Here is a 25,763-nt window from a genome sequence, read left to right as displayed (position 1 = left end):
GAGCCGTTGCGTCTAAACCCTTGTCCTATCTCACTTTTGGCCCATGATCGTCGCCGGCCGATCCGCGCCGGGAGAGCGCGGACCAGCCATCGGGAGAGTAAACCATGAAGAAGCAGGCGAGCGTCCAGGAGTCGCAACAGGATCTGTTCGAGACGCGCTGGAACACCGCGACGGTATCCGCGCCGACCCGCGCCGAACCGGTCCAGTTCAATCTCGACACCTACGCGGGCGGCACGTTCCGCGGCAAGCCGATCCTCGGGCTGGAAGGCGTTCGCGACAAGATCGACGCCGGCGTGAACGACAGCGTCAACGGCGGCGTCATCACCTACACCTTCCTAGACAAGGATCACCTGACCGGCGTCTACAACAACCCCAAATACGGCTTCACCGCCGGCGACGGCGTCGGGCCGTTCAGCGACGCGCAGCGTGCCGAGGCGCGTCAGTCGATCCAGTTCTGGGATGACCTGATCGCGCCGCGCTTCGTCGAAAAGAACGGCATGGGCGCCGATATCATGTTCGCCAACAGCGCCGATCCGGCGCAGGCCTATGCCTATTATCCCGGCCCGGGTGGACAGAAGTATCAGAGCGACGTGTTCGTCGCCGACCCGTCGATCAACTGGACCAACGCCTGGCTCGGCTTCAATGGCTATGGCGCCACTACGCTGATCCACGAGCTGGGCCACGCGATCGGCCTGTCGCATCCCGGCAACTACAATTACGACCCCAACCTGCCGCTCAGCTACGGCAACTATGCCGAATATGCCCAGGACAGCGAACAGTACACGATCATGTCCTATTGGGATCCGCGCGAAACCAACGCGCTGATCATCGACTGGAACACGCTGCTCTATGGCAACGCGCAGACGCCGATGCTCCACGACATCTACGTCATCCAGGAAAAATACGGCGCCGACCTAACGACCCGCGCCGGCGATACGGTGTATGGGTTCAATTCCACCGCCGGGCGCGACGTGTTCGACTTCGCCGCCAACACCGCGCCCAATGTCGCGATCTATGACGCGGGCGGCAACGACACGATCGATCTGTCGGGCTTCACCGCCAGCACGTTCCTGAACCTGCATGCCGGCACGTTCAGCTCGGCCGGCCAGGCGGCCCCCAGCGCCGCCGTCGTCAACGCCAACCGCGCCGACCTGTCCGCGCTGTCGGGCCAGGCCTTTGCGCCGGTCAGCCAGGCGACGATCGACGCCACCGCCGCCTCGTTCCAGAACGCCGCGGCGGCACGGATCGCCGCCGACACCGGCGTGACCGGCGTCACCGCGACCGAGTACGACAATCTCGCCATCGCCTATGGCACGACGATCGAGAACGGCATCGGCGGTTCGGCACGCGATGTGCTGTGGGGCAATCAGGTCGCCAACCGGCTGGAAGGCCGCGGCGGCAACGACGTGCTCAACGGGTTCGAGGGCAACGACACGCTGGTCGGCGGCGCGGGCAACGACCGCTTCGACTTCACCACCGCACTGGGGGCGAACAACGTCGACCGGATCGCCGACTTTGCCGCCGGGGACAAGATCGGCCTTGGCGTCGCTACCTTCGCCGGCGTCGGCACCACCGTGGGTGCCGCGCTGTCGGCGAATGCCTTCTGGGCCGGCACCGCGGCGCATGATGCCGACGACCGCATCGTCTACAACCAGGCGACCGGCCAGCTGTTCTACGACGCCGACGGCAACGGCAGCGGCGCCGCGCAGCTGTTCGCTCAGCTGACCCCCGGCACCGCGCTCAGCGCCGCCGACTTCGTGCTCGTCCAGACGACGCCGGTCTATTGATCGGGACGGGAGGGGGCCTCGCGCTCCCTCCCCTTCAGCGCCCGCCGAGCAGCATCTCGCGCGCCAGTACCCGCGCCCGCTCGCGCGGCAGGCCGAGCGCGCGGGACAGCGGCGCACCGAACAGCGCATCGCCCAGCGCCATCAACACCAGCTGCAGCGTCTCGTCAGCGATCGGGTGATCGCCCGGCGCCTCGGCCGCCAGTTCGTCGACCAGGTCATGGATCGCGCTGAGGATCGGATCGAGCGCATCCTCGTTGCCCGACAGGATCATCCAGCTCGCCAACGCGCCGGCGCCGCCGCCATCGAAGGCGTCGAACGCCAGATCGACGACCTCGAGCGGATTATGATCGTCACTCGCCCGCGCCCGCAGCACCGCGTCGCGGATCGTCGTCGTGACGACGCGCGCCATCCGCTCGACCAGCGCCTTCTGAAGCCCCTCGGCCGATCCGAAGTGATGCAGCAGGTTGGCATGCGTCCGCCCAACCCGCGCCGCCACCGCCTTCAACGTCACCGCCTGCGGCCCGATCTCGACCAGCAACCCGCGCGCCGCCTCGAGCGCGGCGTCACGCGACTCCTCGGGACTCAAGCGACGGCGGATCGGGGTAACGGACATGCCCCGTGTGTGCCGCGCGCCCGCCCGGATGGCAACGACCGACGACCGCCTAGCCCCCCAACCGTCATTCCCGCGCAGGCGGGAATCCATCATCACTGCAGGACGTGAGCCTCACGAACGTCAGCCAGTCTGGATCCCCGCCTCCGCGGGGATGACGGGAGGAGCAGTCACGCCGCGATCGGCATCGCCGCGTCGGCGACCGGCGCGTCGAGGTCGAGCGTCATCATCACCGAATCGACCTCGCATCCCTGCGCCAGCGAATGGCGCGGCAACCGTGCGATTTCGCGAAAGCCGAGCTTCGCCAACACCCGGCCCGACGCTGCATTGGCGGCGTGATGGAATGCGGTGAGGCGGCGGACCGGCAGCGCGTGGCGCGCCATGTCGACGACCGCCTCCGCCGCCTCCGTCGCATAACCGCGGCCCCACACCGCCGGCGTCAGCCAATAGCCCAGCTCGCGCGCGGCGCCGTCACCGACCAGCCCGATGCCGCCCACAAGCCGCGGCTGGCCCTCTTCGTGGTCGAACACCAGGAATTGCGCGTCATGCGCACCGCGCGGCAGCGACAGGAACGTCGCCGCATCAGCGAGATGATAGGGCCAGGGCACGCGTGCCAGTCGGCTCGCCACCTCGGGATGCGCGATGGCCGCAGCCAGCGTCGCGGCGTCTTCGGGCCAGCCGGGCCTCAGCGTCAGTCTCTTCGTCCGGGCGAACATGTCGCTCTCCTCACCTGCGCCGCTGGCACGTCGTGATGACGAGCCCGCGACAATCGAATGGGGGGAGCAAGAAAAAAGGGAGCCTGGGCGGACCCGGCTCCCTTGTCTGGTGGGCCTCCTGTCGGAGGCTCCGGGTCACCCTGGTGGGCAACCCGGCTGGTTACCCGATGTTATTCAGCGGCCTCGGCCATAATCTCCACCGAGCAGAACTTGCGGCCAAGCTTGCCCTGGTGGAACGCCACGCGGCCGTCCACGAGCGCAAACAGGGTATGGTCCTTGCCCATGCCCACGTTCGCACCCGGATAGAATTTGGTCCCGCGCTGACGCACGAGGATGTTGCCGGCGATCGCCTCCTGGCCGCCGAACTTCTTCACGCCGAGGCGACGACCGGCCGAATCACGACCGTTGCGCGACGAACCGCCAGCTTTCTTATGTGCCATCTCGAACTACTCCTTACGCCTGCGCGGCCGGTGCTTCGGCACCGGTCTCGGCAGTGGCGGCCTTCTTGGCGCGCGACTTCTTCTCTTCCTGCTGGGCACCGATCGCGGTGATGCGCAGGATCGTGTGCTGCTGGCGGTGGCCGTTGCGACGGCGATAGTTGTGACGACGACGCTTCTTGAAGACGATGACCTTGTCGCCCTTGGCCTGCGCGATGATCTCGGCAGCGACGGTCAGGCCGTCGGTCGGCTTCAGCTCCGAGCCTTCGCCCGCGAGCAGCACGTCACCCAGCGTCACCGACGCTCCCGCCTCGCCGTCGATCTTCTCGACGACGATTTTGTCTCCGGCGGCGACGCGATACTGCTTGCCGCCCGTGCGCACGACTGCGAACATGGCCCAATCACTTCCCAATAAACATGTGCCCGCTCAGGCAGAGCCCGGCAGGGAGAGCGATGGCAGCTAAAATAAGGGCGCCTCGCTGTCAACCGCCAAGTCGCACATTCGGCCGCTGTTGCGCGCGCGCCACATCGCTGCGGCATTCGCGCCTCAGCCCTCCACCGGCAAAGTTAATTGCTTGTGACATGACAGCCGCGTCATAAAGTGGCGCCCGAAGCGCAAGGTAACAGCCAGCGCGTTCTTTTCGGGGGATATTCATGCGTCGCAGCTTGCTTGCCGTTACCGTTTCCGCGTCCGCCATCGCGCTGGCCCTGCCCGCCGCGGCACAGACCACCCAGTCCGCGCCCAGCCAGGAGTCGCAGAGCGCCCCCGCCCCGGACGCCGCCGAGGCTGACAGTCCCGAGAATACCGTCGTCGTCGTCGGCAGCCGCGTCGCCAACCGCACCGTCGCCGACAGCCCGGTGCCGATCGACGTCATCTCCGACAGCGCGCTGCAGAATTCGGGCCTCGGCGAAACCAACAAGGTGCTCGGCCAGCTCGTCCCGTCGTTCAACTTCCCACAGCCGTCGATCGCCGACGGCTCCGACGTGACTCGCCCCGCCACGCTGCGCGGCCTCAATCCCGACCAGACGCTGGTGCTGGTCAACGGCAAGCGCCGCCACGTCTCCGCGCTCCTCAACATCAACGGCACGGTCGGCCGCGGCGCCGCCGCCGTCGACATGAACATGATCCCCGCGCTCGCGATCCAGCGGATCGAGGTGCTGCGCGACGGCGCCTCGTCGCAATATGGCTCCGATGCGATCGCCGGCGTCATCAACGTCCAGCTCAAGACCGCCAGCTCGGGCGGCCGCGCGCAGGTCAGCTACGGCAAGTACATCACCACCCTGTCGGGCGTGTCGGACTTCGACGGCCTCGTCACATCGGGCGGCCAGCCGGTGCTCGACGGCACCGACTCGCGCTACCTTCAGGCGAACAGCAACGGCGAGCGCAAGGCACGCGACGGCATCTACACGACCTTCGGCGTCAACGTCGGCCTGCCGGTCGGCGACGGCGGCTTCTTCAACTTCACCGGCGAATATCGCGACCGCAACTACACCAACCGCCAGGGCTACGACCTTCGCCCCAACTATATCCGCCCGTCGTCGACCACCTTCGACGCGCGCGAGCTGACCTTCAACCGCCTCAACTTCCGCTACGGCGATGCCAAGACCGAGGATTTCAACTTCCTCGTCAATACCGAGGTGCCGCTCGGTGACGTCGAGTTCTACGGCTTCTTCACCTACGGCCATCGCGACGGCCTGTCGGCGGCGAATTTCCGCCAGCAGTCGGCGGCGACCAATCGCGACTTCTCGGCGATCGCGCCGGGCACCACGCCGTCGAACGCCAATCTCGTCGGCCTGACCCAGAACGGCTACCTGCCCTTCATCCAGTCGAACATCGACGACGTCTCGGCGACCAGCGGCATCCGCGCCGACGTCGCCGGGTTCAAGGGCGACCTGTCGGTCGGCTTCGGCCGCAACGAGCTGAACTATCGCACCGAAAACAGCGTCAACGTGTCGTTCGGCCCCAACAGCCAGCGCTCGTTCGATGCCGGCGGCCTCGCCTTCTCGCAGATCCTGACCAACCTCGACCTGTCGCGCCAGTTCGACGTCGGCCTCGCCGGCCCGCTCACCTTCGCGCTCGGCGGCGAGTATCGCCACGAGATCTACCAGATCCGCCCCGGCGATCCGCAGTCGTACCAGACCGGCCCGTTCTTCCAGGCCTCGCGCGTCAGCACCGCGGGCAATTGCGCGGTCCTCGGCGGCGTGTTCACGGCGGCGACCGGCATCTGTTCCTTCCCCGGCCGCGCCGCGGCGGCGGGGGCGCAGGGCTTCGGCGGCCTCCCCGCCTCGGCCCGCACCAACGTCAACCGCGACAGCTTCGCCGGCTATCTGGAATTCGACGCCGACCTGTTCGACGGGCTGACCGCGACCGCCGCCGGCCGCTACGAGCATTACAGCGACTTCGGCGACACGCTGAACGGCAAGCTCGCGCTGCGCTACGAATTCACCCAGGGCTTCGCGATTCGCGGCTCGGTGTCGAACGGCTTCCGGGCGCCGTCGCTTCACCAGCAGTTCTTCACGACCACCTCGACCAACTTCCTGTCGGGCGTGCCGGTCGACGTGTCGACGGTGCCGGTGTCGAGCCCCGTCGCCCGCGCGCTCGGGTCGAAGCCGCTGGCGCCCGAAAAGTCGCTCAACCTGTCGGGCGGTGTGACCCTCAACCCGTTCCGTGGCTTCAATGTGACGGTCGATTACTTCCACATCAAGATCAACGACCGCATCGTCCTGTCCGAAAACCTCGGCGCGGCGGGCGTCGGCACCGCGGCACAGAACAGCGCGGTCCAGACGATCCTCGCCGCGAACGGCTTCAGCAACGTCGGCGCGGCGCGCTTCTTCATCAACGGCCTCGACACGACGACGCAGGGCGTCGACGCCGTCGCGACCTATCGCGCCAATTTGGGCGGGCTCGGCGCCTGGAACTTCTCGGCGGCCTATAACTACACGCAGAACAAGATCGACGAGCGCCTCAACGCGCTCGGCCCGCTCGCTCAGATCCCCGGCCTGGTCCTGTTCGGCCGTGTCGAGGGGCTGCGCTTCGAACGCGGCCAGCCGCGGACCAAGGTGGTGCTGGCGACCGACGGCAAGATCGCCGGCATCGGTGTGTCGGCACGCACCACGCGCTACGGCTCGGTAATCTCGCCCGAGACGACCGCACCGCTCGGCGCCGACGCGACCAGCCTCACCGCGCTCGGGCCGGACGACCAGATCCTGCGGCCGAAGTGGATCACCGACTTCTCGCTCAGCTACGAGCTTGCGGGCGTTCAGCTGACGGTCGGCGTCGACAACGCCTTCGACATCTACCCCAACCGCCGCCCCTTCGGCCTGCGCCCCAGCAACGTCGGCGGCAGCTACCCCGCGACCTATCAGTTCCTGCCGTACAGCAACTTCTCGCCTTTCGGCTTCAACGGGCGATTCGTGTACGGCCGCTTGGCGGTGAATTTCTAGGTGCGGGCGGCCCTGCTTTGCCCAGGCAAAGCAGGGACACGCCACGGCGGCCAGCGGAGCCGGCACCGCCGGCTACGTCTGACGGCGTGGCCATGCGTTGAGGAACGCGACGGCCACACCCAAACCTTCGTCATCCCGGGCTCGACCCGGGATCCATCGTCCCGCGGGCGACTCGCGCCCTTATTGAAGCAGTCGCGCGCGGCGAATTGGATCCCGGCTCAAGGCCGGAATGACGGTAGAGGATCTGGGCATCGGAAATCGCCCAACCGCCACGCCGTCAGACGGGACCGGCTACGCCGCTCCCGCTGGCCGCCGCGGCGAGTCCCAGCTTTGCTGGCGCAAAGCTAGGCCGCCCGCACCGCGCCCGCTCAATGCCGGTGTTCGCGCCTCAGCGCATAGCGCCCGTCGCTGAACCCGGTGAACAGCCCGGCGATCGCCGGATGCTCGATCGGCTCGTCACTGTCGTCGCGCACCAGGTTCTGCTGGCTGACATAGGCGACGTAGCTCGAATCCATGTTCTCGGCGAGCAGGTGATAGAAGGGCTGGTCCTTCTTCGGACGGATGCTTTCGGGGATCGCCTCATACCATTCGTTAGTGTTGGCGAAGACGGGATCGACGTCGAAGATCACGCCACGAAAATCGAACATGCGGTGGCGAACGACGTCGCCGATGGTGAAGCGCGCGTGGGCGATCGGCGGTGCCGTGAAGACGGCGTCCGACTGGCCGATGGGATCGTGCTCGGGCATGGTTACAATCTAGTGGCTCTTGGCCGACGCACAAGCATGCGCGGGCCTTGCGTCGATGAAACGTCTGCGATACAGGCCCGCCTCCGACCCGCCGGAAGCCCTTGGTTCCCGGTGTAACGACCTCGCGGAGAGGTGGCAGAGTGGTCGAATGTACCGCACTCGAAATGCGGCGTGCCCTCACGGGTACCGTGGGTTCGAATCCCACCCTCTCCGCCACTCCCCCCATCGTCGTATCGCCTGCCGGCATTAACCGGACATCAGGTGTTTGCCCTATAGGTTCCGCGGCGACATCGAACAGGGCGGAAACCAGACACCGTGAAGGCTGTCGTCGAACTCTCCGAACGCACGCTCGCGTTCCTCACCACGCAGCGGCTTGCGCCGACGCCGGCGAACTATCGCCTGGCGTTCCATTGCCTCGACGGAAGTCGCGCCGAGCTGCGCCACGCCGTCGACGGGCTGTGTGACGGTGGCATCCGCCTGACCCAGGCGCAGGCCGACGAACTCTACGAAAGCTTTTTCGGCAGCGCCGCGGCGGCCATCTCGACTGAAGCTTTCGAAGAGGGCGAAGAGCTTCGCCACCAGGCGCTAAAGCTTGCCGACCTCGCCGCTTCCGCCAGCGCCGCCACCAGCGAATTCAGTCGCGAGCTGACCGCGCATCAGCCGGCGATCGCGACCGCCGACGTGGCCGCGCTCCAGCAGATTTTCAGCATCACCATCGAGCGCGCCAACCGCTCGGAGCGCGAGCTGGTGGCGACGACCCAGGAAGTCGCGCGCCTCCGCCAGCAGCTCGAGGCGGTGCAGGGCGACGCGCAGCGCGATGCGCTGACCGGGCTGCCCAACCGTCGCGGCATCGACGAACATCTCGCGACGCTGCTCAACGAATCGCCGACGGTCACGCTCGCCATCTGCGACATCGATCATTTCAAGCGCTACAACGATCGCTACGGCCATGCGGTCGGCGATCGCGTGCTAAAGACCGTCGCCAACTCGCTGAGCGAGTCGGTCGCGCCGCACTTCGTCGGCCGCTGGGGCGGCGAGGAGTTCATCATCGCCACCTCGCTGCCGGTAGACGCCACCGCCGGGCTGGTCGAGCACGCCAAGGCGCAGCTCGCCCAGCGTCACTTCAAGCTGCGTGAAAACGATGAGCCGCTCGGCCGGATCACCTTCTCCGCCGGCGTCGCCAAGGCCGATCCCGCCAATCTCGACGCGACGATGGCCTCCGCCGATGCGCTGCTCTATCGCGCCAAGGGTGCCGGCCGCGACTGCGTACTCGCGGCCTGAGGTTTCCCGTCGCCCTCCCCCTGGCGGGGGAGGATCATTCGATCTCAATCCTCCCCGCCAGGGACTGTCGGGTTGGATTGCCCCAATCCTCCCCCGCCAGGGGGAGGTGGCGCGCCGAAGGCGTGACGGAGGGGGCGGAAGCCGTGCGCTATCGGTTAGGCGTCGCTTACCTCCCCCTCCGTCAGCTTCGCTGCCACCTCCCCCTGGCGGGGAAGGATCGTTCCTATTCGTCCTCCCCCGAGCAACACACCACGACTGGCCCCCCGCGCCCCCACGCGCTAACGGCGGCGCGATGCTGTTTCCCCCCGCCTCGTGCCAGCGCCTCGTCGTGAAGGTCGGATCGGCTCTGCTCGTCGGGGCCGATGGCGCGGTGCGGCGCGACTGGCTGGCGAGTCTTGCCGCCGACATCGCCGTCCGCCACCGCGACGGGCAGCAGGTCGTCGTCGTCTCGTCGGGCGCCATCGCGCTCGGTGCGCGGCGGCTGGGCCTCGCCAAGGGCGGTCGCGGCAGCCTCGAGGATGCGCAGGCCGCCGCCGCCACCGGCCAGATCGCGCTCGCGCAGGCCTGGGCCGGCCTGCTCGACGATCAGGGGCTCACCGCCGCACAGATCCTCGTAACGCTCGGCGATCTCGAGGAGCGCCGCCGCTATCTCAACGCCTCGGCGACGCTGGGCCGGCTGCTGGGCTTAGGCGTCGTGCCGGTGGTCAACGAGAACGACAGCGTCGCGACCGAAGAGATCCGCTTCGGCGATAACGATCGCCTCGCCGCGCGCGTCGCGGTCGCGGCGGGGGCCGGCGGCCTGGTCCTGCTGTCCGACGTCGACGGCCTCTACGACCGCAACCCAGCGCTGCCTGGTGCTACCCATCTGTCCCGCGTCGAGCGGATCGATGCCGCGATCGAGGCGATGGCCGATAGCGGCTCGGCATCGGGCATGGGCTCGGGCGGAATGGCGTCGAAGGTCGCCGCGGCGCGGATCGCGACGGGCGCCGGGGTCGCGATGGCGATCGCCTCGGGCAAGGTCGCGTCGCCGCTGTCGCTGGCGGCCCGCCACACGCTCTTCGTCGCCGATCGAACCGCGCCCGCGCGCAAGGCGTGGCTGGCGGGCGGGCTGACCGCGGGCGGCACGATCCACGTCGATGCCGGTGCCGCGGCGGCGCTGCGCAGCGGCGGCAGCCTGCTCGCCGCGGGCGCGCTGCGCATCGACGGACGGTTCCAGCGCGGCGACGTCATCGCGGTCGCCGGGCCCGATGGTACGATCGCACGCGGGCTCGCCGAATATGACGCCGACGACGCCGCCCGGCTGATCGGCACCCGCAGCGACGAGCAGGCCGCGATCCTGGGCTACGCGCCCCGCGCCGCGCTCGTCCACCGCAACCATCTGGCGCTGCTGTGATCCTGGCGATCACCGGGGCGACCGGCTTCGTCGGCAGCCGACTGCTCGATCGCGCGGTGTCGAGCGGCCACGCCGTCCGCGCCCTCGCCCGCCGCGCGCAACCCGCCCGCCCGGGCGTCAGCTGGGTCAACGGCGCCCTTGGCGACGATGCCGCGCTCGCCCGGCTGGTCGAGGGCGCAGACGCGGTCATCCACGTCGCCGGCGTCGTCAACGTCCCCACCCGTGACGATTTCGCCCGCGGCAACATCGACGGCACGCGCGCGATCCTCGCAGCCGCGACCAGCGCGAGCGTCCCCCGCTTCGTCCACGTCTCGTCGCTCGCCGCGCGCGAGCCGCAGCTGTCCTCCTACGGCTGGTCGAAGCACGAGGCGGAAGCACTCGTTCAGGCGTCGTCGCTCGACTGGTCGATCGTCCGCCCGCCCGGCATCTATGGCCCCGGCGACCACGACCAGCTCGACCTGTTCCGCATCGCCCGTCGCGGCTTCCTGCCGATGCCGCCCGCCGGTCGCCTGTCGGTGATCCACGTCGACGACCTCGCCGCGCTGCTGCTCGCGCTCGCCGGCGAGACCGGCGATCACAGTGTTTATGAAGTCGAAGGGCCCGACAGCCCCCTCTCCTACCCCGATTGGGCTCGCGCCATCGGCGCGGCGGTGGGCGGCCGGGCACGGCCGATCGCCATGCCGCCGCGCCTGCTCGCGCTCGCTGCCCGGGCCGACCGGCTGCTGCGCGGCGACAAGGCCAGGCTCACCGCCGACCGCGTGGCCTATTTCCTCCATCCCGACTGGGCCGCCGATCCGGCGTGCGGCGTGCCACCTGCGATCTGGACCCCCGCCATCCCGCTGGCCGACGGCCTCGCCGCCACCGCGCGGTGGTATCGCGCCGCCGGCCTGCTATAGCCGCTTTCCCGCCGCAATCGCCGGCCAAGGATGGACGACATGAGCGACCGCCAGAGCATCTTCGACGCCGTCAAGGCACAGATCGAACCCTTCAACAAAAAGGGCGTGCCGATCACCGACGCCACCACCTTCCAGGGCGACCTTGAGTGGGATTCGCTGACGGTGATGGATTTCGTCGCCTCGATCGAGGACGAATTCGACATCATCATCACGATGAACATGCAGGCGGAAATCGAAAACGTCGGCCAGCTCGTCGACGCCGTCGCCAAGCTCCGCGACAACTGATCCCTTCACGGAAAAACTGCAGCGATGACCGAAACCGGCCTCCAGCCCGAAACGCTCGACCTCGATCCCGCTCCGGTCGGCCCCGAACGTGACCTGATGAACAAGTTCGACGGCCTGATCGGCGAGCGCCAGGCGCTGCTCGACAGCGGCGTGATCGATCCGTTCGCGATCGTGATGCAGCAGGTCACCTCGCCGACCGAGGCGGTAATCGACGGGCGCGACACCATCCTGCTGGGGACCTACAACTATATGGGCATGACGTTCGACCCTGACGTCATCGCCGCCGGCCATGCCGCGCTCGACGATTTCGGATCGGGCACCAACGGCAGCCGCATGCTCAACGGCACCTTCCGCGACCATATGGAGGTCGAACAGGCGCTGCGCGACTTCTACGGCGTGACCGGCGCGATCGTCTTCTCGACCGGCTATATGGCCAATCTCGGCATGATCTCGACGCTGGTCGGCAAGGGTGAATATGTCATCCTCGACGCCGACAGCCATGCGTCGATCTATGACGGGTGCAAGCAGGGCGTCGCCGAGATCGTCCGCTTCCGCCACAACAGCGTCGAGGATCTCGACAAGCGCCTCGGCCGCCTGCCCACGGAAGCGGGCAAGCTGGTGGTGCTCGAGGGCGTCTATTCGATGCTCGGCGACGTCGCGCCGCTGAAGGAAATGGTCGCGGTCGCCAAGAAGCACGGCGCGATGGTGCTGTCGGACGAGGCGCATTCGATGGGCTTCTACGGCCCCAACGGCCGCGGCGTGTACGAGGCGCAAGGGTGCGAGGGGGACGTCGACTTCGTCGTCGGCACCTTCTCCAAATCGGTTGGCACCGTCGGCGGCTTCTGCGTGTCCAACCACCCGAAGTTCGAGGCGATCCGCCTCGCCTGCCGTGCCTATATCTTCACCGCCAGCCTGCCGCCCAGCGTCGTCGCCACCGCCGCCGCCTCGATCCGCAAGCTGATGACCGCCGACGCGAAGCGCGCCCAGCTGTGGAAGAATGCCGCGCATCTCCACGGCGGCCTGAAGTCGCTCGGCTTCCGGCTCGGCACCGAACAGCCCGACAGCGCGATCGTCGCGGTGATCCTCGACGACCAGGAGCAGGCGGTGCGGATGTGGCAGGGGCTGCTGGTGAGCGGCCTCTACGTCAATATGGCGCGCCCGCCCGCGACGCCTGCCGGCACATTCCTGCTGCGCTGCTCGCTGTGCGCGGAACACAGCGACGCGCAGATCGCTCGGGTGATCGGCATGTTCGAGGCGGTGGGCAAGGCGGTCGGCGCGATCTGAGCGCGTCGCCGTACGAAGCGCCACCATTGCGATAGGTTGCGCCCTCGCCGCTTCCCATCGGGATACTAATACGATACGCCTCGGGCGTGACGCGGGAACAGGCCGAGACAACGGCTCCTGGGGGTGGCGCGCCATGGCGACCGATCGCGCTTGTCGCGATGGCGGTCCTTGGCGCGGCGGTGCTTGTCGCGCTGATCCTCACCTTGGGGAATGCCAATGCGCAGCGCGACCGGGCGCTGGCGCAGCAAAAGCACAGCTATGACGTGATGATCCTCGCCCGCACCCTGTCGGGCACCATCGCGCGGGCCGAAGCCTCGCTCGGCCGTTACGTCATCTCGACCGACCGCAACCTGGGCCAGCTCTATTACGACCAGTGGCGGCTGGCGAAGAGCCAGCTCGACCGGCTCGACCAGATCACCAACGACAATGCCGAGCAACAGCCGCGCATAGACCAGTTGCGCCGCGCCTTCGAGGAGCGCGGCGACCAGCTGTCGCTGACCGCGCTCAACATCAACTACGGCCAGAACCCGCAGGCGTTGTCGCGCTATTACAAGGCGCGGCAGGGGCCCGCGCTCGCCGCGATCGACGGGACGCTCAACGACATCATCGCCCGCGAGCGCAAGCTTCTCGACGAGCGTGCTGCCAATGCCGCGCGGACGGTCGACCGGTCGAGCAGGATCGCCGGCATCCTGTCGACAGCCGGTCTGCTGATCGTGCTCGGCGCGATCGCGATGGGCTGGCTGACGATCGAGGCGGTGGGCCAGCGCGCCATCGCCCGCGCCGAGGCGGAGGCCGCGCGCGAGCGCGCCGAGGAGCTGGCGACCGCCGTCACCGCCGCCACCGACGAGCTGCGCGCTCAGGAAGCGAAGCTGCGCCAGGTGCAGAAGATGGACGCGGTCGGCAAGCTGACCGGCGGCATCGCCCATGATTTCAACAACATGCTGGCGGTCGTGCTCGGCGGCCTGGAACTGGCACGGCGCAGCGTCGACAACGATCCGGCGGTGACGGCGCGGCACATCGACAATGCCACCGATGGCGCCAATCGTGCCGCGGCGCTGACCCGTCGCCTGCTGGCGTTCAGCCGCGAGGATTCGCTGCGACCGGAATCGATCGCCCCCGGCAGCCTGGTCGACGGCATGACCGACCTGCTCGACCGGACGCTCGGCGACGCGATCACGGTTGAGACGGTCGACGAGGCCGGCGACTGGCGCGTCCGCGCCGATCGGGTGCAGCTCGAGAATGCGATCCTCAACCTCGCGGTCAACGCGCGCGATGCGATGAACGGGCGCGGCTGCCTGCACATCGCGACCGGCGCGGCCACGCTCGGCGCCGGACAGATCGGCCACAGCCGCGCTGGCGACTATGTCACCATCGCGCTCGCCGACGAAGGTTGCGGCATGACGCCCGAGGTGCGCGAGCGGGTGTTCGAACCCTTCTTCACCACCAAGGAGGCGGGCAAGGGCACCGGCCTTGGACTCAGCCAGATCTTCGCGCTCGCTCGCCAGCTGGGGGGCGAGATCGCGATCGACACCGCGGTGGGGCGCGGCACCACGGTAACGCTGTACCTGCCGCGCGACCTGGAGGCGCGTACGGCCGGCGAGGTGCTGGAAATCGCCGCGCCGGCGACGGTGACACCCGGCTCGCTGGAAATCCTCGTCGTCGAGGACGACCCCCGCGTTCTCAACGCCACCACCGGCGCGCTGGCGGAACTGGGCCACGTCGCGATCCCGTGCGGCGATCCGATGCTCGCCGGCGAGTTGCTGGAGCGGCATAGCAACATCGACCTCATCATCTCCGACGTGCTGATGCCCGGACGCACCGGGCCGGAGATGATCGCCGCGGTCGGCCCGCTCTTCCCGCACATCGCCGTGCTGTTCGTCACCGGCTTCGCTGGCGAGGCCGATGCCTCGCAGTTCGGTTCTCACCAGGTGTTGCGCAAGCCCTTCACGCTGGCCGGGCTAGAGCGCGCGATCGGCGAGGCGATGGCGCACGAACGCCCCGCGCCGCCGGACCGAATGGCGGCGGAATGATCTCGATCGACACCATTCCGGCAGCCCGGCGGTTAACTATACCATAGGTTAAGATTAGCTCGATATCGGTGGCTTTCTGGATTGCCGAGAGAGCCGATGAACGTTGCGCTGCCTGTCACGACCGATTGCGAAAAGAGGACGAGCGTTCCTGTCCTCGCCATGGCGCATCTTCCGCTGGTGGCGATCGTCGTCGACGCCGACGACCTTACCGTCACCTATGCCAGCCATCGTGCGGTCGAGCGCGGCATCCCGCCGGGCGCCCGCCCCTTCGGCGCGGCGACCGCCGATCTGCTGACGGCGCGGCGGACGACCTCGATCCGTATCGACGACGCCGACGTCACCATGTCGATCACCGTCCTGCCGGACGGCGCCGGCTTGCTGATCGTCGAGCAGGCGGATCACGGCCGCGACGTCGCCAAGCTGCTGCAGATGATCGACAGCATGCCCGTGGCGGTGATGACCGCCGATCCCGACGACGATTTTCGGATCAACTACCTCAACCGCGGATCGGGCCAGATCATGCAGCGCGTGGCGCGGCATCTCCCCGTACCGGTCGAAAACATCCTGGGCAGTTCGATCGACCTGTTCCACGCCGACGGCCACCATCAGCGCAGCCACCTGGCCGATCCGTGCAAACTGCCGATCAAGGGCCGGATCCGGCTGGGCGACGAATATCTGGCGTTCGATGCGACCGCCATCATTGCCGACGATGGCCGCTACCTCGGGCCGATGATCTCGTGGAAGCTGGTGACCGAGGAGGTACAGCTATCGAACACCGTCAGCGGCATGGCCGACCAGCTCGCCCGGTCGTTCGAGCGGCTCAACGACGAGGCCGCGGGCTTGCGGTCGCGGGCCCGGTCGAAGGCGGGCGTCGTGCAGGACCTGACCGATGCCGCCGACCGCATGGACAAGGTGCTCAAGGTCATCTCCGATCGCGTTGCCCATGCCGCCCAGCTCGCCAACCGGATCATCGACCAGGCGACGTCGACCAGCGAATTCGTGACCTCGCTCGAAGAGAATGCCGAACGGATCGAGCATATGTCGCTCGCGATCGGCCGGATTGCCGGCCAGACCAACCTGCTCGCGCTTAACGCCACGATCGAGGCGGCGCGGGCCGGCGAGGCTGGGCGCGGCTTCACCGTCGTCGCCGGCGAGGTCAAGTCGCTCGCGGCGGAGACCGCGCGGACGAGCGCCGAGATCGGCGCGCAGCTCAGCGGCATGCGCAGCGCCACCGCCATGACCGCGGGCGCGATCCGCTCGATCACCGATCAGATCGCCGAACTGGTCGGCGTGGCCGGCGAGGTCCAGCGCGCCAACATCGACCAGGCGGTCAGCGCCTCCGCCGTCAACCGCACGATTTCCGAGGTGCGCGTCGCCGCCGATGATTCCGAGCGCGCCGCCGATGTCGTCAGTGGCCTGGCAAAGGAGCTTAGCCGCGGTGCCGAGGGGCTACAGACCAAGCTGACCGCGTTTCTGCCGTGAAACAGGGGCTTCGATGTCGCATTCAAGGGAACGATATCGCTGATTAAGGGCTGACGCTGGCAACGCCCGCGCCTATACGGCGGACGTTTCCCGGTGCGAGCTTTTCCCTCCATGCCCTTGATCGACCGCTACATGGCCCGGCTGATCGCGTTGCCGCTGTTCGCGACGCTGATCATCTCGGCGATGCTGCTGGTGCTCGATCGCATTCGCCGCCTGTTCGATTTCGTCGCGACCCAGGGCGGGCCGATCGGCGTGGTATGGCGCATGCTCGCCAATCTGCTGCCCGAATATCTGGGGCTCGGCATTCCCATCGGGCTGATGCTCGGCATCCTCCTCGCCTTCCGCCGCCTCGCCACATCGAGCGAGCTCGACGTGATGCGCGCGGTGGGGATGAGCTACACCCGGATGCTGCGCGTGCCCTATCTGTTTGCGATCGGCCTTGCGATCGTCAACATCCTGATCGTCGGGTTCGTCCAGCCCAAGGCGCGCTATTACTACGAGCAGCTGCGCTTCGAGCTGCGTACCGGCGCACTGGGCGCGTCGATCAAGGTCGGCGAGTTCACCCATCTCGGCCAGCGCATGACGCTGCGCATCGAACAGAGCCGCGAGAAGGGTCGCGATCTGGCCGGCATCTTCGTTCATGCGCAGACGCCGAAGAACGACTGGATCGCGGTGACGGCGGAGCGCGGTCGCTTCATGGCGACCGACGATCCCAACGTCATCATCTTCCGCCTGACCAACGGTACGCTGATCCACAACCGGCCGGAATTCAAGACTCCGCGGGTCCTCACCTTCTCGTCGCACGACCTGCCGATCGACCTGCCCAAGTTCGAAAGCTTCCGGCAGCGCGGCGGCGGCAACCTCGAATTCACGCTGCCCGAGCTGGCACGCAACGGCCAGACCGCGGCGACCGAGCAGCTGCGCGACAGCAGCCGCGCCGAATTCCACTTCCGCATCGTCGAGGTGGCGACGATGTTCCTGCTGCCGCTGCTCGCCGTATCGCTGGGCGTGCCGCCCAAGCGATCGACGTCCGGCATCGGCGTCTTCATCGCGATCGTGATGCTGGTGACCTATCACAAGGTCAATGAATATGCGTCGTCGATCGGCGAGCTGGGACGCATCGATCCACTGATCGCGCTGTGGGTGCCGTTCCTGATCTTCGCCGGCCTGGTCTTCTGGATGTACTACCAGCTTGCCTATGTGCCCGGCGGTCAGCCGATCGGGGCGCTGGAGCGCGTGTTCGGCAAGATCGCCAGCGTCGTCAGGCGTCGCCTGCCCGGCGCCCGCCGCAAACAGGCGGAGCAGGCGGCATGAAGCAGAGCTTCTTCCCCTCGCGCGTCATCGCGCTCTACATGGCGAAGCTGTTCCTGACGCGCACCTTCGCCATCCTGTTCGGGCTGGTGCTGGTGCTCCAGGCACTCGATCTGCTAAGCGAATCGGGCCGCATCCTCGCCCAGCCGGGCAATGGCGAGCCGCAGGTGTGGACCTATGTGTCGCTCCGCGCGCCCCAGATCATCGCGACCTTCCTGCCCTTCTCGGTCCTGCTCGGCACGATCCTGACGCTCATCACCATGAACGCGAACAGCGAGGTGATCGCGCTGAAGGCCGGCGGACTCTCGGCGCATCAAGTGCTGGCGCCGCTCGTCATCGCCAGCTTCGGCGTCGCGATCATTACCTTCGCCTTCAACGACCGTATCGTCAGCCGCGCCACCGCGACGCTTGATCAGTGGCAGAGGGTCGAATACGGGCCGCTGCCGATCGACCGCGGCGATCGCACCAACGTCTGGGTACGCGACGGCGACGACCTGATCGAGGTCGACCAGATCCGCGGCCGCGGCGACGCGGTGCAGCTCGGCAGCATTACCGTCTATGATCGTGATGGCGGCAGCCTGAAGTCGATCATCCGGGCGCCGCGTGGCCGTCGCGTCGGCAACGGCTGGGCGATCGCGCCGGCCACCCGCTTCGACGTCGCCTCGGGCCGGATCGCCAACGTCGGCACGATCATCGTCGCCCCCGGCGTCCGGCCGGACCAGTTCACGCTGGGCGAGGTCAATGCCGACGGCCTGTCGTTCGGTGCGCTGCGCTCGGCGATCGGCGACCTGGCGGACGCTGGTCGCCCGACCAAGGCGCTCGAGGGATCGTTGTGGCACAAGCTGTCGGGGCCGCTGTCGGCGGTGCTGATGCCGCTGCTCGGCGCCGTCGCGGCGTTCGGCATCGCGCGATCGGGCAAGCTCTTCATCCGCGCGGTGATCGGGATGATGCTGGGCTTCGCCTATTTCGTCGCCGACAATTTCGCGCTGGCGATGGGCAATCTCGGCGCCTACCCGCCCTTCCTCGCCGCCTGGGCGCCGTTCCTGCTGTTCTTCCTGATCGGCGAAGCGGTGCTGATCCGCACCGAGGAATAGCTCAGCGCTGCGGCGCGATACTGTCCTTCACCGCGAAGACGTCGCGCGCCCAATTGGTGCTAATCGCCCCCCGTCCGTTGATCGAGCAGCCCTCGACCAGCGGAAACAGGTCGCGCTCCACCTGGGCGATCCGCTCGCTCAGCAATCGCAGTTGGTCTCGCGCCGCAATCTGATATCCCGGCCAATCCTCGGCGACCCGCTCGGCGGTCCAGCGCTTGGCATAATCGGCATAGCTGCCGAAATGGCCAGCGAACTCCTCGCGATACCTGCGTCCGATCCGCGCCACCTCGGGTCGCGGGTCTTTGACCAGATAGGCAAAGAGGTGGCGATCCTCCATCGCCATATGCTGTGTCATCAGCGTCGCCAGGTTCCAGCGCGCAGCCGGCAGTGCCACCGGATCCGGCGCCTTGGCGTTCAGCAGCGCCGCAATCTCGGCGCCTGCCGCCTCAAGCCCACGGTGGCTACGGCGCAACCTGTTCAGCATCGTTCCACCCAAATCTTGATGAGGGTTAGAACGACCGGAACGGCGCCGCCTTAAGCGTGGATCGCCTCAGCGACGGCCCAGCGTGCTTCGCATGATCTTGGCGGCCAGATACGGCAGGCCCGCATAGCTCGCCTTGTGATACGGCGAATCCTCGCCGACCGCGGCGCTGATCCGGCGGTGCGCCTCGCCCAGGTGATGATAGGGCACACCCGGCAGCAGGTGATGCAGCGCGTGATAGCGCAAGCCCACCGGCGCCCACAGCATCGGCAGCATCGACGGCGGCGGCACGTTGACCGAGTCGAGATACTGGGCGGTGACCGTCATCGGCTCACCGTCGTTCTCCCACAGATGCGCGACCAAGGTCCGCACCTGATTAACCACCGCCACGCCCGCCACGACGGCCAGCGCGACCAGGAAGCCATGCAACGGCAACGTCCCGGTGGCGACCAACGCCACGACGGCGATCGCCCAGACGCTCGCCGCCGCCTCGATCCGGTTCCACTGCGCCTTCGCCTCGCCTTCCGGCGCGCGGCGACGGAAGTGCGGGTTGATCGCCAGCGCCGAATAACGCTCGACGACGATCCGGCGCAGCCCCGGCACGATGACCGACAGCGGCGACAAGACGGCATAGCGGAACAGCAGCGCCACCGGCGCCAACGCCGACACGATCACGAATACGGGCAGCGTCCATGGCTTCATCAGCGCGAGCGGCAGATATTCGGGATCCTCGCTCGTGCCATAGCGCGTCTTGGCATGGTGCAGGTTGTGGACGCCCTCGTACATGAACGACGGGGTCAGCATCGGCACCCCGACCAGCGCGTTCCAGCCGGTGCGGAAATGCGGCAAGCTGGCATGCTTCATATGGCTGACTTCATGGATGAAGCTCAGCGCGCGATACATGCCCAGCATCGCGACGACGCCGGCGACGATCATCACCGCGGTCGACGACGCGGTCATCGCCACCGCCAACGCGCCATAGCCGACGACGACCGACGCGATCAGGTCCGCCCAATACACTTTCGGGTCGGGCGCGTGCAGGTCGCGCGTCATCTCGGCGGCAGATCGCAGCATCGCCTTGTCGTCGGCGATCCGCTGACGCGGCGCGGCATCCCGCGGCTGGGCCGTCGCGCCGGCGCGCGGCAAGGTGATGCTGTTGTCCATGGCGTGGTCCATTGCTTCAAGATAGTGGCAGGAGCGTGTCTTTTCGAGGCTGGCGGTTGCGACAATCCCGCTGACGGTGAACGACCCAGGCGATGAACGGCCTTAAGGCGATGACAGCAATGTCACTCGCCAGCCATCGGGGCGCACGCTAGATAGCCGCACCATGGCAAGCCTCACCATTTGGCCGATCGACAGCAAGCGCGATCGCAAGACCTTCGTCGACCTGCCCTTTCGTCTCTACGCCGACGATCCCCACTGGGTTCCGCCGCTGAAGGGCGAGGCGCTGGGCCTGCTGACGCCGGAAAAGAACGGCTGGTACAGCCATGCCAAGGCGCAGCTGTTCCTGGCCGAAGAGGACGGCCGCGTCGTCGGACGCATCTCCGCGCATATCGACACGCTGGCGCTCGAGATGCCCGCCGAGCAGGGCTTCGGCCCCGGCACCGGCCAATGGGGGCTGATGGAGGCGGAGCGTCAGGATATCTTCCAGGCGCTGCTCGCGCATGCCGAGGAATGGCTGCGCGGCCAGGGAATGACCCGCGCGCTGGGTCCGATCTCGCAATCGATCTGGGAAGAGCCCGGCCTGCTGATCCAGGGCTACGACCATGCCCCGACGGTGATGATGGGCCATGCCAAGCCCGAATATCGCGGCTGGATCGAGGCGGCGGGCTACCAGCCGGTCAAGAAGCTCGTCACCTACGACCTCGACATCACCCAGGAATTCCCGCCGATCGTCAAGCGGATCATCAAGTCGGGCGAGAACAACCCCCGCATCCGCGTACGCGAGGTGAACAAGAACAAGTTCGAGGAGGAGGCCGCGATCATCCTCGACATCCTCAACGATGCGTGGAGCGACAATTGGGGCTTCGTCCCCCTCACCCCGCCCGAGATCAAGGACGTCGGCGTGAAGCTGAAGCCGATCGTTTTCAACGACCTGATCCGCATCGCCGAGCTCGACGACAAGCCGGTCGCCTTCATGATCACCCTCCCCGACCTCAACGAAGCGATCAAGCCGCTGAACGGCAACCTGCTTCCCTTCGGCTGGGCGAAGCTGCTGCTGTGGCTGCGCGCGCCCAAGGTGCGGACGATGCGCGTACCGCTGATGGGCGTGCGCAAGGAACTGCAATCGTCGCGGATGGCCAGCCAGCTCGCCTTCATGATGATCGAATACATCCGCCGCGCCTCGGTCAGCCGCTACGGCGCCAGCCGCGGCGAGATCGGCTGGATCCTCGACGACAACCAGGGGATGAATTCGATCGCCACCGCGATCGAGAGCCGCGTGAACAAGGTGTATCAGGTGTACGGGCGGGATCTGTAACTCTGCGTTGAGCCTGAGATGCCGAAACGAGTTCGGCATGACGGGCTATTGGGACGCTCGCCACTCTCATGCCGTCATGCTGAACTTGTTTCGGCATCTTGGGCGGTTATGCCGATTAGAACAGCGCCGCGCCGCCCGCCACCAGCCGGAAATTGGGCGACTGTCGGTTAAGCCCCGCGATCGCCTGCGCATCGAGCTGGAACCGCTTGGTCGGCCGCCACGCCACCGACCATGCCGCCAGCGCATGGGTTTCATGCCCCATCGGATCGTCGTCGCGCTCCAGCTCCAGCTCGGCGACGAGGTTGACCATGTCGGTCAGCTTGTAGCGCAGTCCGCCGATACCGCTGTAGGCCAGGTGGCGGCCCTGTCCCGCCTCGTTCACCGCGGCGTCGCCCTCCGCGGTGAACTGCACCGCCAGCTTCTTGGTGAGGTCGTACTGGACCGGCACGATCATCCCCGCGCCCCAGTCGCCCGCTCCCACCGGCGCCTTGCCGACCGCGATCGTTACGAACGGCTGGATGCCGGCGGAAAACGCCTTGCCCTCCTCGCCCGCCAAATGCTGGCGGACCGCGATCGTCACGTCGCCGACATCGTCGAGCCGGTCGATCGAACCCGACGCATTGCGCTCCCGATCATGGCCGAATGCGTCGAAGCCGACCTGCACCTCGGTCTTGCTGCCGACGCCGAAGCGGGTCAGCAGGTCGGCGGTCAGGATCCGGTCGTCGCGGCCATCGCCATGATCCTCGCGCTGCCAGTCGATCAGCGACATCTCGACGTGGACGCGGCCCGGCTCGGTCGTGCAGCTCGACCCACCCAGGCTCGGCCGCGTCGGGCAAAAGCGTGGGCCGTCCTCCTGCGCCGCCGCAGCAGCCGGCAGCGCGACCAGCGCCAGCGCCGCCCAGCGGATCATCGCAATGTCACCCAGGTCGGCGCGTGGTCGCTCGCCTTCTCGCGCCCGCGATAGGCCTTGTCGACGCCGGCATCGGTCAGCCGGTCGGCGGCCTGCGGGCTCAACAGCAGATGATCGATGCGAAAGCCGTGATCGCGCTGCCACGCTCCGGCCTGATAATCCCAGAAGGTCCACACCCCGCCCGTGGGAAAGCGCCAGCGCAGCGAATCGGCCCAGCCCTGCGCCACCAGCGCGCGATAGCCACCACGGCTCTCCGGCTGCATCAGCGCGTCCTCGGCCATCGCCCGGACGGAATAGGTGTCGTCATCGTTGGGGATGACGTTGTAATCGCCCGCCAACACCGCCGGCACTTCTTCCGCGAGCAAGTCGCGCGCGCGCGCCGCCAGCCGATCGATCCAGCGCAGCTTGTAATCGAACTTGGGGCCGGGCCGCGGATTGCCGTTGGGCAGATAGATCGACGCGACCACCAACCCGTCGACATCGCACTCCAGATAGCGGCTGTGCTCGTCATCCGGCTCCCCCGCCAGCCCACGCTGGCGCTCGACCGGCTGCCTGCCCTTGGCGAGCACCGCGACACCGTTCCAGCTCTTCTGGCCATGCCACACCGCGCCGTAGCCGGCGGCCTCGACGTCCGCGATCGGGAACGTCTCGTCGCTCGCCTTCAATTCCTGGAGGCAGACGATATCGGGCGCATCTTCCGACAGATACTCGATCAGCCGGGGCAGCCGAGCCTTGATGCCGTTGACGTTGTAGGTGACGATCTTCACGCCCGCGCTTGTGCGCTCACGCGCCGGGCGCCGCAATTCAAATCGCGAAGCTGGTCCCGCATCCGCAGCCCGAGGCTGCGTTGGGGTTCTCGACCCGGAACGCCGCACCGCCGAGCGATTCGACATAGTCGACCATGCAGCCGCGGACGAGATCGAGGCTGACGCTGTCGACCACCAGCTGCACGCCGTCGGTCTCGGCGATCGCATCGTCGCTCAGCGGCTCGTCGGCGAAACCGAACTTGTATTGGAACCCCGAACAGCCACCGCCATCAACCGACAGCCGCAGGATCGCCGGCCGGTTCTGCTTCGCCGCGATCGACGCGACACGCTGGGCGGCGGAGGGGCTGAGAGCGATATCGGTCATGGTGGCGAGATAGGAGTGCTGGACGGGAAGGGCAACAACAGCAGGGCTTCGTCATCCTGAACCCGTTTCGGGGTCTCTCTGGCGGAAAGAGCCGCGTAAGATGCTGAACCAAGTTCAGCAGGACGGCTAATTGGTCGGGACACCCCGTTCCACAACCCGTCATCCCCGCGCAGGCGGGGATCCATGCTGGCTGACCTCTCGATGAAAGGCGCCATGTCAGCGATGATAAGTTTCCGCCGTCGCGGAAACGACGCCGCCCCGGATCAATCCAGCGCGGACGGCCCGTCGGTCGCAACCGGGATCGCGGTGACCGCCCGATCCTGCGCCGCCAGCAGATAGTCCGCCGAGGTCAGGAACGGCACCGGGTTCACCGCATGACCGTCCATGCGGACCTCATAATGGAGGTGCGGGCCGGTCGAGCGACCGGTCGAACCCATCAGCGCAATCAGCTGGCCGCGCTTCACCTGCTGGCCATCGGCGACCAGGATCTTTGACAGGTGGCCGTAACGGGTCGCGATGCCCTTGCCGTGGTTGATCTCGACCATGTTGCCATAACCGCCCTGGCGGTCGGCGTGGCTGACCATGCCGTCGGCGGTCGCGTAGATCGGGGTGCCGGTCGGGCCGGGGATGTCGACGCCCGCATGCATCGCGGCGGTGCCGCGAAACGGGTCCGAGCGGATGCCGAAGTTGCTGGTGAACTGGAGATGCTCGACCGGCTGCACCGAGGGGATCGCGATCGCGCCGGTCGGTCGCATGTCGAGCTTCTTCCACGTCTGGAAGAGCGTGCGGAACTGGGCGTCGGCCTTCAGGTCGGCGGCGGCGGCGACGCTGGCGGCGGGGACCAGCGGGCCTCCCGATGCGCCGGCGGCGGCTGCGCCCTCGGCAGTGGCCGGAACCGCGGTCAACGCCATCGCGGCGATGCTGGCGGCGGCAAGGACATTACGTACGCGCACTAGGGCAGCGGCGACGGACTGGACGAAAAGCGGCATCGGACCCCAATTGTCATTTCCGCTGGAATCCATGGCTGGATCCCGCGGCGTTCCACATGTCGTCTTGGCAGCAGCCCCACCGCAACCCTGACGCCGATTGTGTGGCCGACGTTGTCAGTTCACCGCAAGAGGTGCGTAGAATTCGCGCGTCAAACCGGCTTTCGCCCGCGCCGAGTCGTTGAACGGTGGCTTAATGAGCCCCCGAAAATGCTGCGTGACCAGCATTTGCCAATGCGCGGCCGGCGCGAATCCGCCGTTTGCGCACAGATAGCCGAACCAGGCGGAGCCGAACCCGACGTGGCGAATCTCGTCGGTGTAGATGCGCCGGAGGATGCCCGCCGAGGCATGATCGCCCGCTGCCTCGATCCGCGCCACCGTGTCGGGCGTCACGTCGAGCCCGCGCGCTTCCAGCACCATCGGCACTACCGCCAGCCGCGCCGCGGCATCGTGCGACGTTGCCGCTGCCGCCTCCCACAATCCGGCATGCGCGGGCAGCGCGCCATAGCGGCTGCCGAGTCCGCGCAGCCGCCGGTCGAGCACCGCGAAGTGCATCGCCTCGTCCGCGCCGACCGAGATCCAGTCGTCGCTGAACGCCCTGGGGAATTGCGCCCCGAACCGCCCCGCCGCATCGAAGGCGAGGTCGATCGCCGAAAATTCGATGTGCGCCAGCGCATGGAGCAGCGCCAGCCGCCCCTTCGCCGACCCGCCCCGCCCGCGCTTCGGCATCCGGCTGGGCGCAAGTAGTTCGGGCTCTGCCGGACGCGCCGGCTCGTCGGGCATCGCGACGTCGAAACGATGGGCCAGCTCGCCGCGCCGCCACGCGCGCGCGGTGGCGCGGGCCAGCGTCACCTTGGCCGCCGGATCGCTGGTCAGCAGGATGTCACGGCACGCGGCAGCGATGGACGTCATCAAATCCTCCCCCGGAGGGAGAGGGGGACCAGCCGCAGGCTGGTGGAGGGGTACTCGCCACCAGCAGT

Annotated in this window: 24 protein-coding genes and 1 tRNA gene; 13 read left to right on the top strand and 12 right to left on the bottom strand. The window is 67.6% G+C overall.

All coding sequences use genetic code 11. The annotated features are described in order from the left end of the window. The first annotated feature begins 104 nt into the window (after positions 1 to 104). Complete coding sequence (locus tag GGQ80_RS18620) at positions 105 to 1,787, top strand: M10 family metallopeptidase (RefSeq protein ID WP_183985086.1); 1,683 nt, start codon at positions 105 to 107, stop codon at positions 1,785 to 1,787. Positions 1,788 to 1,821: 34 nt separating this feature from the next. Here the strand turns inward: GGQ80_RS18620 and GGQ80_RS11995 are convergent, their stop codons facing one another. The 4 genes from GGQ80_RS11995 to rplU all read right to left on the bottom strand — a co-directional run bounded on the left by GGQ80_RS11995 (position 1,822) and on the right by rplU (position 3,944). Further along, positions 1,822 to 2,400 (bottom strand): TetR/AcrR family transcriptional regulator, encoded by a 579-nt coding sequence (locus tag GGQ80_RS11995; RefSeq protein WP_183985084.1) that lies wholly within the window; start codon positions 2,398 to 2,400, stop codon positions 1,822 to 1,824. Positions 2,401 to 2,567: 167 nt separating this feature from the next. After that, positions 2,568 to 3,113: a GNAT family N-acetyltransferase gene (locus GGQ80_RS11990; protein ID WP_183985082.1), complete on the bottom strand. Its 546-nt coding sequence runs from the start codon at positions 3,111 to 3,113 to the stop codon at positions 2,568 to 2,570. Positions 3,114 to 3,283: 170 nt separating this feature from the next. After that, entirely contained in the window at positions 3,284 to 3,553 is a 270-nt protein-coding gene (gene rpmA, locus GGQ80_RS11985; protein ID WP_183985080.1) for a 50S ribosomal protein L27, read from the bottom strand. A 13-nt stretch (positions 3,554 to 3,566) separates the two neighbouring features. Then, entirely contained in the window at positions 3,567 to 3,944 is a 378-nt protein-coding gene (gene rplU, locus GGQ80_RS11980; RefSeq protein WP_183985078.1) for a 50S ribosomal protein L21, read from the bottom strand. Positions 3,945 to 4,204: 260 nt separating this feature from the next. Here rplU and GGQ80_RS11975 point away from each other — a divergent pair, with 260 nt between their 5' ends. Then, on the top strand, positions 4,205 to 6,994 hold the full coding sequence (locus GGQ80_RS11975) for a TonB-dependent receptor plug domain-containing protein (RefSeq protein ID WP_183985076.1): 2,790 nt from the start codon (positions 4,205 to 4,207) through the stop codon (positions 6,992 to 6,994). Positions 6,995 to 7,362: 368 nt separating this feature from the next. On the opposite strand, the gene hspQ is transcribed toward GGQ80_RS11975, so the two are convergent. Continuing rightward, positions 7,363 to 7,740, bottom strand: coding sequence for a heat shock protein HspQ (hspQ, locus tag GGQ80_RS11970; RefSeq protein ID WP_183985074.1), 378 nt, complete (start codon positions 7,738 to 7,740; stop codon positions 7,363 to 7,365). 126 nt (positions 7,741 to 7,866) lie between these two features. Here hspQ and GGQ80_RS11965 point away from each other — a divergent pair. From GGQ80_RS11965 to lptG, 10 genes are all read left to right on the top strand, one after another. Continuing rightward, a tRNA-Ser gene (locus GGQ80_RS11965) sits at positions 7,867 to 7,956 on the top strand. 99 nt (positions 7,957 to 8,055) lie between these two features. Then, entirely contained in the window at positions 8,056 to 9,021 is a 966-nt protein-coding gene (locus GGQ80_RS18760) for a diguanylate cyclase domain-containing protein (protein ID WP_183985072.1), read from the top strand. Between the two features lie 292 nt (positions 9,022 to 9,313). Beyond that, on the top strand, positions 9,314 to 10,414 hold the full coding sequence (gene proB, locus GGQ80_RS11955; protein WP_183985070.1) for a glutamate 5-kinase: 1,101 nt from the start codon (positions 9,314 to 9,316) through the stop codon (positions 10,412 to 10,414). After that, entirely contained in the window at positions 10,411 to 11,310 is a 900-nt protein-coding gene (locus GGQ80_RS11950) for an NAD(P)H-binding protein (protein WP_183985068.1), read from the top strand. Before proB ends, GGQ80_RS11950 begins: the two co-directional genes overlap by 4 nt. Positions 11,311 to 11,349: 39 nt before the next feature. After that, positions 11,350 to 11,595 carry an acyl carrier protein gene (locus tag GGQ80_RS11945; RefSeq protein WP_183985066.1) on the top strand — a complete coding sequence of 82 codons (246 nt, stop codon included), beginning with the start codon at positions 11,350 to 11,352 and terminating at the stop codon, positions 11,593 to 11,595. A gap of 24 nt (positions 11,596 to 11,619) precedes the next feature. Next, the gene (gene spt, locus GGQ80_RS11940; protein WP_183985064.1) at positions 11,620 to 12,879 is read left to right on the top strand and encodes a serine palmitoyltransferase; all 1,260 of its coding nucleotides are present in this window, start codon (positions 11,620 to 11,622) and stop codon (positions 12,877 to 12,879) included. A 158-nt stretch (positions 12,880 to 13,037) separates the two neighbouring features. Next, complete coding sequence (locus GGQ80_RS11935) at positions 13,038 to 14,909, top strand: ATP-binding protein (RefSeq protein WP_183985062.1); 1,872 nt, start codon at positions 13,038 to 13,040, stop codon at positions 14,907 to 14,909. A gap of 159 nt (positions 14,910 to 15,068) precedes the next feature. Next, complete coding sequence (locus GGQ80_RS11930) at positions 15,069 to 16,391, top strand: methyl-accepting chemotaxis protein (RefSeq protein WP_221364353.1); 1,323 nt, start codon at positions 15,069 to 15,071, stop codon at positions 16,389 to 16,391. A gap of 111 nt (positions 16,392 to 16,502) precedes the next feature. Beyond that, positions 16,503 to 17,705, top strand: coding sequence for an LPS export ABC transporter permease LptF (gene lptF, locus GGQ80_RS11925; protein WP_183985058.1), 1,203 nt, complete (start codon positions 16,503 to 16,505; stop codon positions 17,703 to 17,705). Then, complete coding sequence (lptG, locus tag GGQ80_RS11920; RefSeq protein ID WP_246347034.1) at positions 17,702 to 18,796, top strand: LPS export ABC transporter permease LptG; 1,095 nt, start codon at positions 17,702 to 17,704, stop codon at positions 18,794 to 18,796. Before lptF ends, lptG begins: the two co-directional genes overlap by 4 nt. Before the next feature lies 1 nt (position 18,797). On the opposite strand, the gene GGQ80_RS11915 is transcribed toward lptG, so the two are convergent. Both GGQ80_RS11915 and GGQ80_RS11910 read right to left on the bottom strand, forming a co-directional pair. Further along, positions 18,798 to 19,280, bottom strand: coding sequence for a hemerythrin domain-containing protein (locus tag GGQ80_RS11915; protein ID WP_183985056.1), 483 nt, complete (start codon positions 19,278 to 19,280; stop codon positions 18,798 to 18,800). 66 nt (positions 19,281 to 19,346) lie between these two features. Further along, a complete protein-coding gene (locus tag GGQ80_RS11910; RefSeq protein WP_183985054.1) occupies positions 19,347 to 20,441 on the bottom strand; it encodes a fatty acid desaturase family protein in 1,095 nt (364 codons plus the stop codon). Between the two features lie 163 nt (positions 20,442 to 20,604). Between GGQ80_RS11910 and GGQ80_RS11905 the strand changes: the two genes are divergently transcribed. Continuing rightward, a complete protein-coding gene (locus GGQ80_RS11905) occupies positions 20,605 to 21,756 on the top strand; it encodes a GNAT family N-acetyltransferase (protein WP_183985052.1) in 1,152 nt (383 codons plus the stop codon). A 115-nt stretch (positions 21,757 to 21,871) separates the two neighbouring features. On the opposite strand, the gene GGQ80_RS11900 is transcribed toward GGQ80_RS11905, so the two are convergent. The 5 genes from GGQ80_RS11900 to GGQ80_RS11880 form a co-directional block, all read right to left on the bottom strand. Continuing rightward, entirely contained in the window at positions 21,872 to 22,666 is a 795-nt protein-coding gene (locus tag GGQ80_RS11900) for a transporter (protein ID WP_183985050.1), read from the bottom strand. Beyond that, positions 22,663 to 23,433: an exodeoxyribonuclease III gene (gene xth / locus GGQ80_RS11895; protein WP_183985048.1), complete on the bottom strand. Its 771-nt coding sequence runs from the start codon at positions 23,431 to 23,433 to the stop codon at positions 22,663 to 22,665. Before xth ends, GGQ80_RS11900 begins: the two co-directional genes overlap by 4 nt. A gap of 37 nt (positions 23,434 to 23,470) precedes the next feature. After that, positions 23,471 to 23,797: an iron-sulfur cluster insertion protein ErpA gene (gene erpA / locus GGQ80_RS11890; RefSeq protein ID WP_183985046.1), complete on the bottom strand. Its 327-nt coding sequence runs from the start codon at positions 23,795 to 23,797 to the stop codon at positions 23,471 to 23,473. 263 nt (positions 23,798 to 24,060) lie between these two features. Next, on the bottom strand, positions 24,061 to 24,750 hold the full coding sequence (locus GGQ80_RS11885) for a M23 family metallopeptidase (protein WP_343051035.1): 690 nt from the start codon (positions 24,748 to 24,750) through the stop codon (positions 24,061 to 24,063). A gap of 150 nt (positions 24,751 to 24,900) precedes the next feature. Beyond that, positions 24,901 to 25,695 carry a ferritin-like domain-containing protein gene (locus GGQ80_RS11880; protein WP_183985044.1) on the bottom strand — a complete coding sequence of 265 codons (795 nt, stop codon included), beginning with the start codon at positions 25,693 to 25,695 and terminating at the stop codon, positions 24,901 to 24,903. Positions 25,696 to 25,763: the final 68 nt, after the last annotated feature.

Source organism: Sphingomonas jinjuensis, assembly GCF_014197105.1.
In the GTDB taxonomy this organism is placed as follows: domain Bacteria; phylum Pseudomonadota; class Alphaproteobacteria; order Sphingomonadales; family Sphingomonadaceae; genus Sphingomonas; species Sphingomonas jinjuensis.
The sequence above is the reverse complement of the archived record's forward strand: the minus strand, read 5'-3'. Positions and strand labels throughout refer to the sequence as shown.

What these genes read in the sequence shown, in the direction of transcription:
- GGQ80_RS18620 (WP_183985086.1), top strand. Translation starts at nt 105, where the DNA reads ATGAAGAAGCAGGCGAGCGTCCAGGAGTCGCAACAGGATCTGTTCGAG.
- GGQ80_RS11995 (WP_183985084.1), bottom strand. Translation starts at nt 2,400, where the DNA reads ATGTCCGTTACCCCGATCCGCCGTCGCTTGAGTCCCGAGGAGTCGCGT.
- GGQ80_RS11990 (WP_183985082.1), bottom strand. Translation starts at nt 3,113, where the DNA reads ATGTTCGCCCGGACGAAGAGACTGACGCTGAGGCCCGGCTGGCCCGAA.
- rpmA (WP_183985080.1), bottom strand. Translation starts at nt 3,553, where the DNA reads ATGGCACATAAGAAAGCTGGCGGTTCGTCGCGCAACGGTCGTGATTCG.
- rplU (WP_183985078.1), bottom strand. Translation starts at nt 3,944, where the DNA reads ATGTTCGCAGTCGTGCGCACGGGCGGCAAGCAGTATCGCGTCGCCGCC.
- GGQ80_RS11975 (WP_183985076.1), top strand. Translation starts at nt 4,205, where the DNA reads ATGCGTCGCAGCTTGCTTGCCGTTACCGTTTCCGCGTCCGCCATCGCG.
- hspQ (WP_183985074.1), bottom strand. Translation starts at nt 7,740, where the DNA reads ATGCCCGAGCACGATCCCATCGGCCAGTCGGACGCCGTCTTCACGGCA.
- proB (WP_183985070.1), top strand. Translation starts at nt 9,314, where the DNA reads ATGCTGTTTCCCCCCGCCTCGTGCCAGCGCCTCGTCGTGAAGGTCGGA.
- GGQ80_RS11945 (WP_183985066.1), top strand. Translation starts at nt 11,350, where the DNA reads ATGAGCGACCGCCAGAGCATCTTCGACGCCGTCAAGGCACAGATCGAA.
- spt (WP_183985064.1), top strand. Translation starts at nt 11,620, where the DNA reads ATGACCGAAACCGGCCTCCAGCCCGAAACGCTCGACCTCGATCCCGCT.
- GGQ80_RS11935 (WP_183985062.1), top strand. Translation starts at nt 13,038, where the DNA reads ATGGCGGTCCTTGGCGCGGCGGTGCTTGTCGCGCTGATCCTCACCTTG.
- GGQ80_RS11930 (WP_221364353.1), top strand. Translation starts at nt 15,069, where the DNA reads ATGGCGCATCTTCCGCTGGTGGCGATCGTCGTCGACGCCGACGACCTT.
- lptF (WP_183985058.1), top strand. Translation starts at nt 16,503, where the DNA reads ATGCCCTTGATCGACCGCTACATGGCCCGGCTGATCGCGTTGCCGCTG.
- lptG (WP_246347034.1), top strand. Translation starts at nt 17,702, where the DNA reads ATGAAGCAGAGCTTCTTCCCCTCGCGCGTCATCGCGCTCTACATGGCG.
- GGQ80_RS11915 (WP_183985056.1), bottom strand. Translation starts at nt 19,280, where the DNA reads ATGCTGAACAGGTTGCGCCGTAGCCACCGTGGGCTTGAGGCGGCAGGC.
- GGQ80_RS11910 (WP_183985054.1), bottom strand. Translation starts at nt 20,441, where the DNA reads ATGGACAACAGCATCACCTTGCCGCGCGCCGGCGCGACGGCCCAGCCG.
- GGQ80_RS11905 (WP_183985052.1), top strand. Translation starts at nt 20,605, where the DNA reads ATGGCAAGCCTCACCATTTGGCCGATCGACAGCAAGCGCGATCGCAAG.
- GGQ80_RS11900 (WP_183985050.1), bottom strand. Translation starts at nt 22,666, where the DNA reads ATGATCCGCTGGGCGGCGCTGGCGCTGGTCGCGCTGCCGGCTGCTGCG.
- erpA (WP_183985046.1), bottom strand. Translation starts at nt 23,797, where the DNA reads ATGACCGATATCGCTCTCAGCCCCTCCGCCGCCCAGCGTGTCGCGTCG.
- GGQ80_RS11880 (WP_183985044.1), bottom strand. Translation starts at nt 25,695, where the DNA reads ATGACGTCCATCGCTGCCGCGTGCCGTGACATCCTGCTGACCAGCGAT.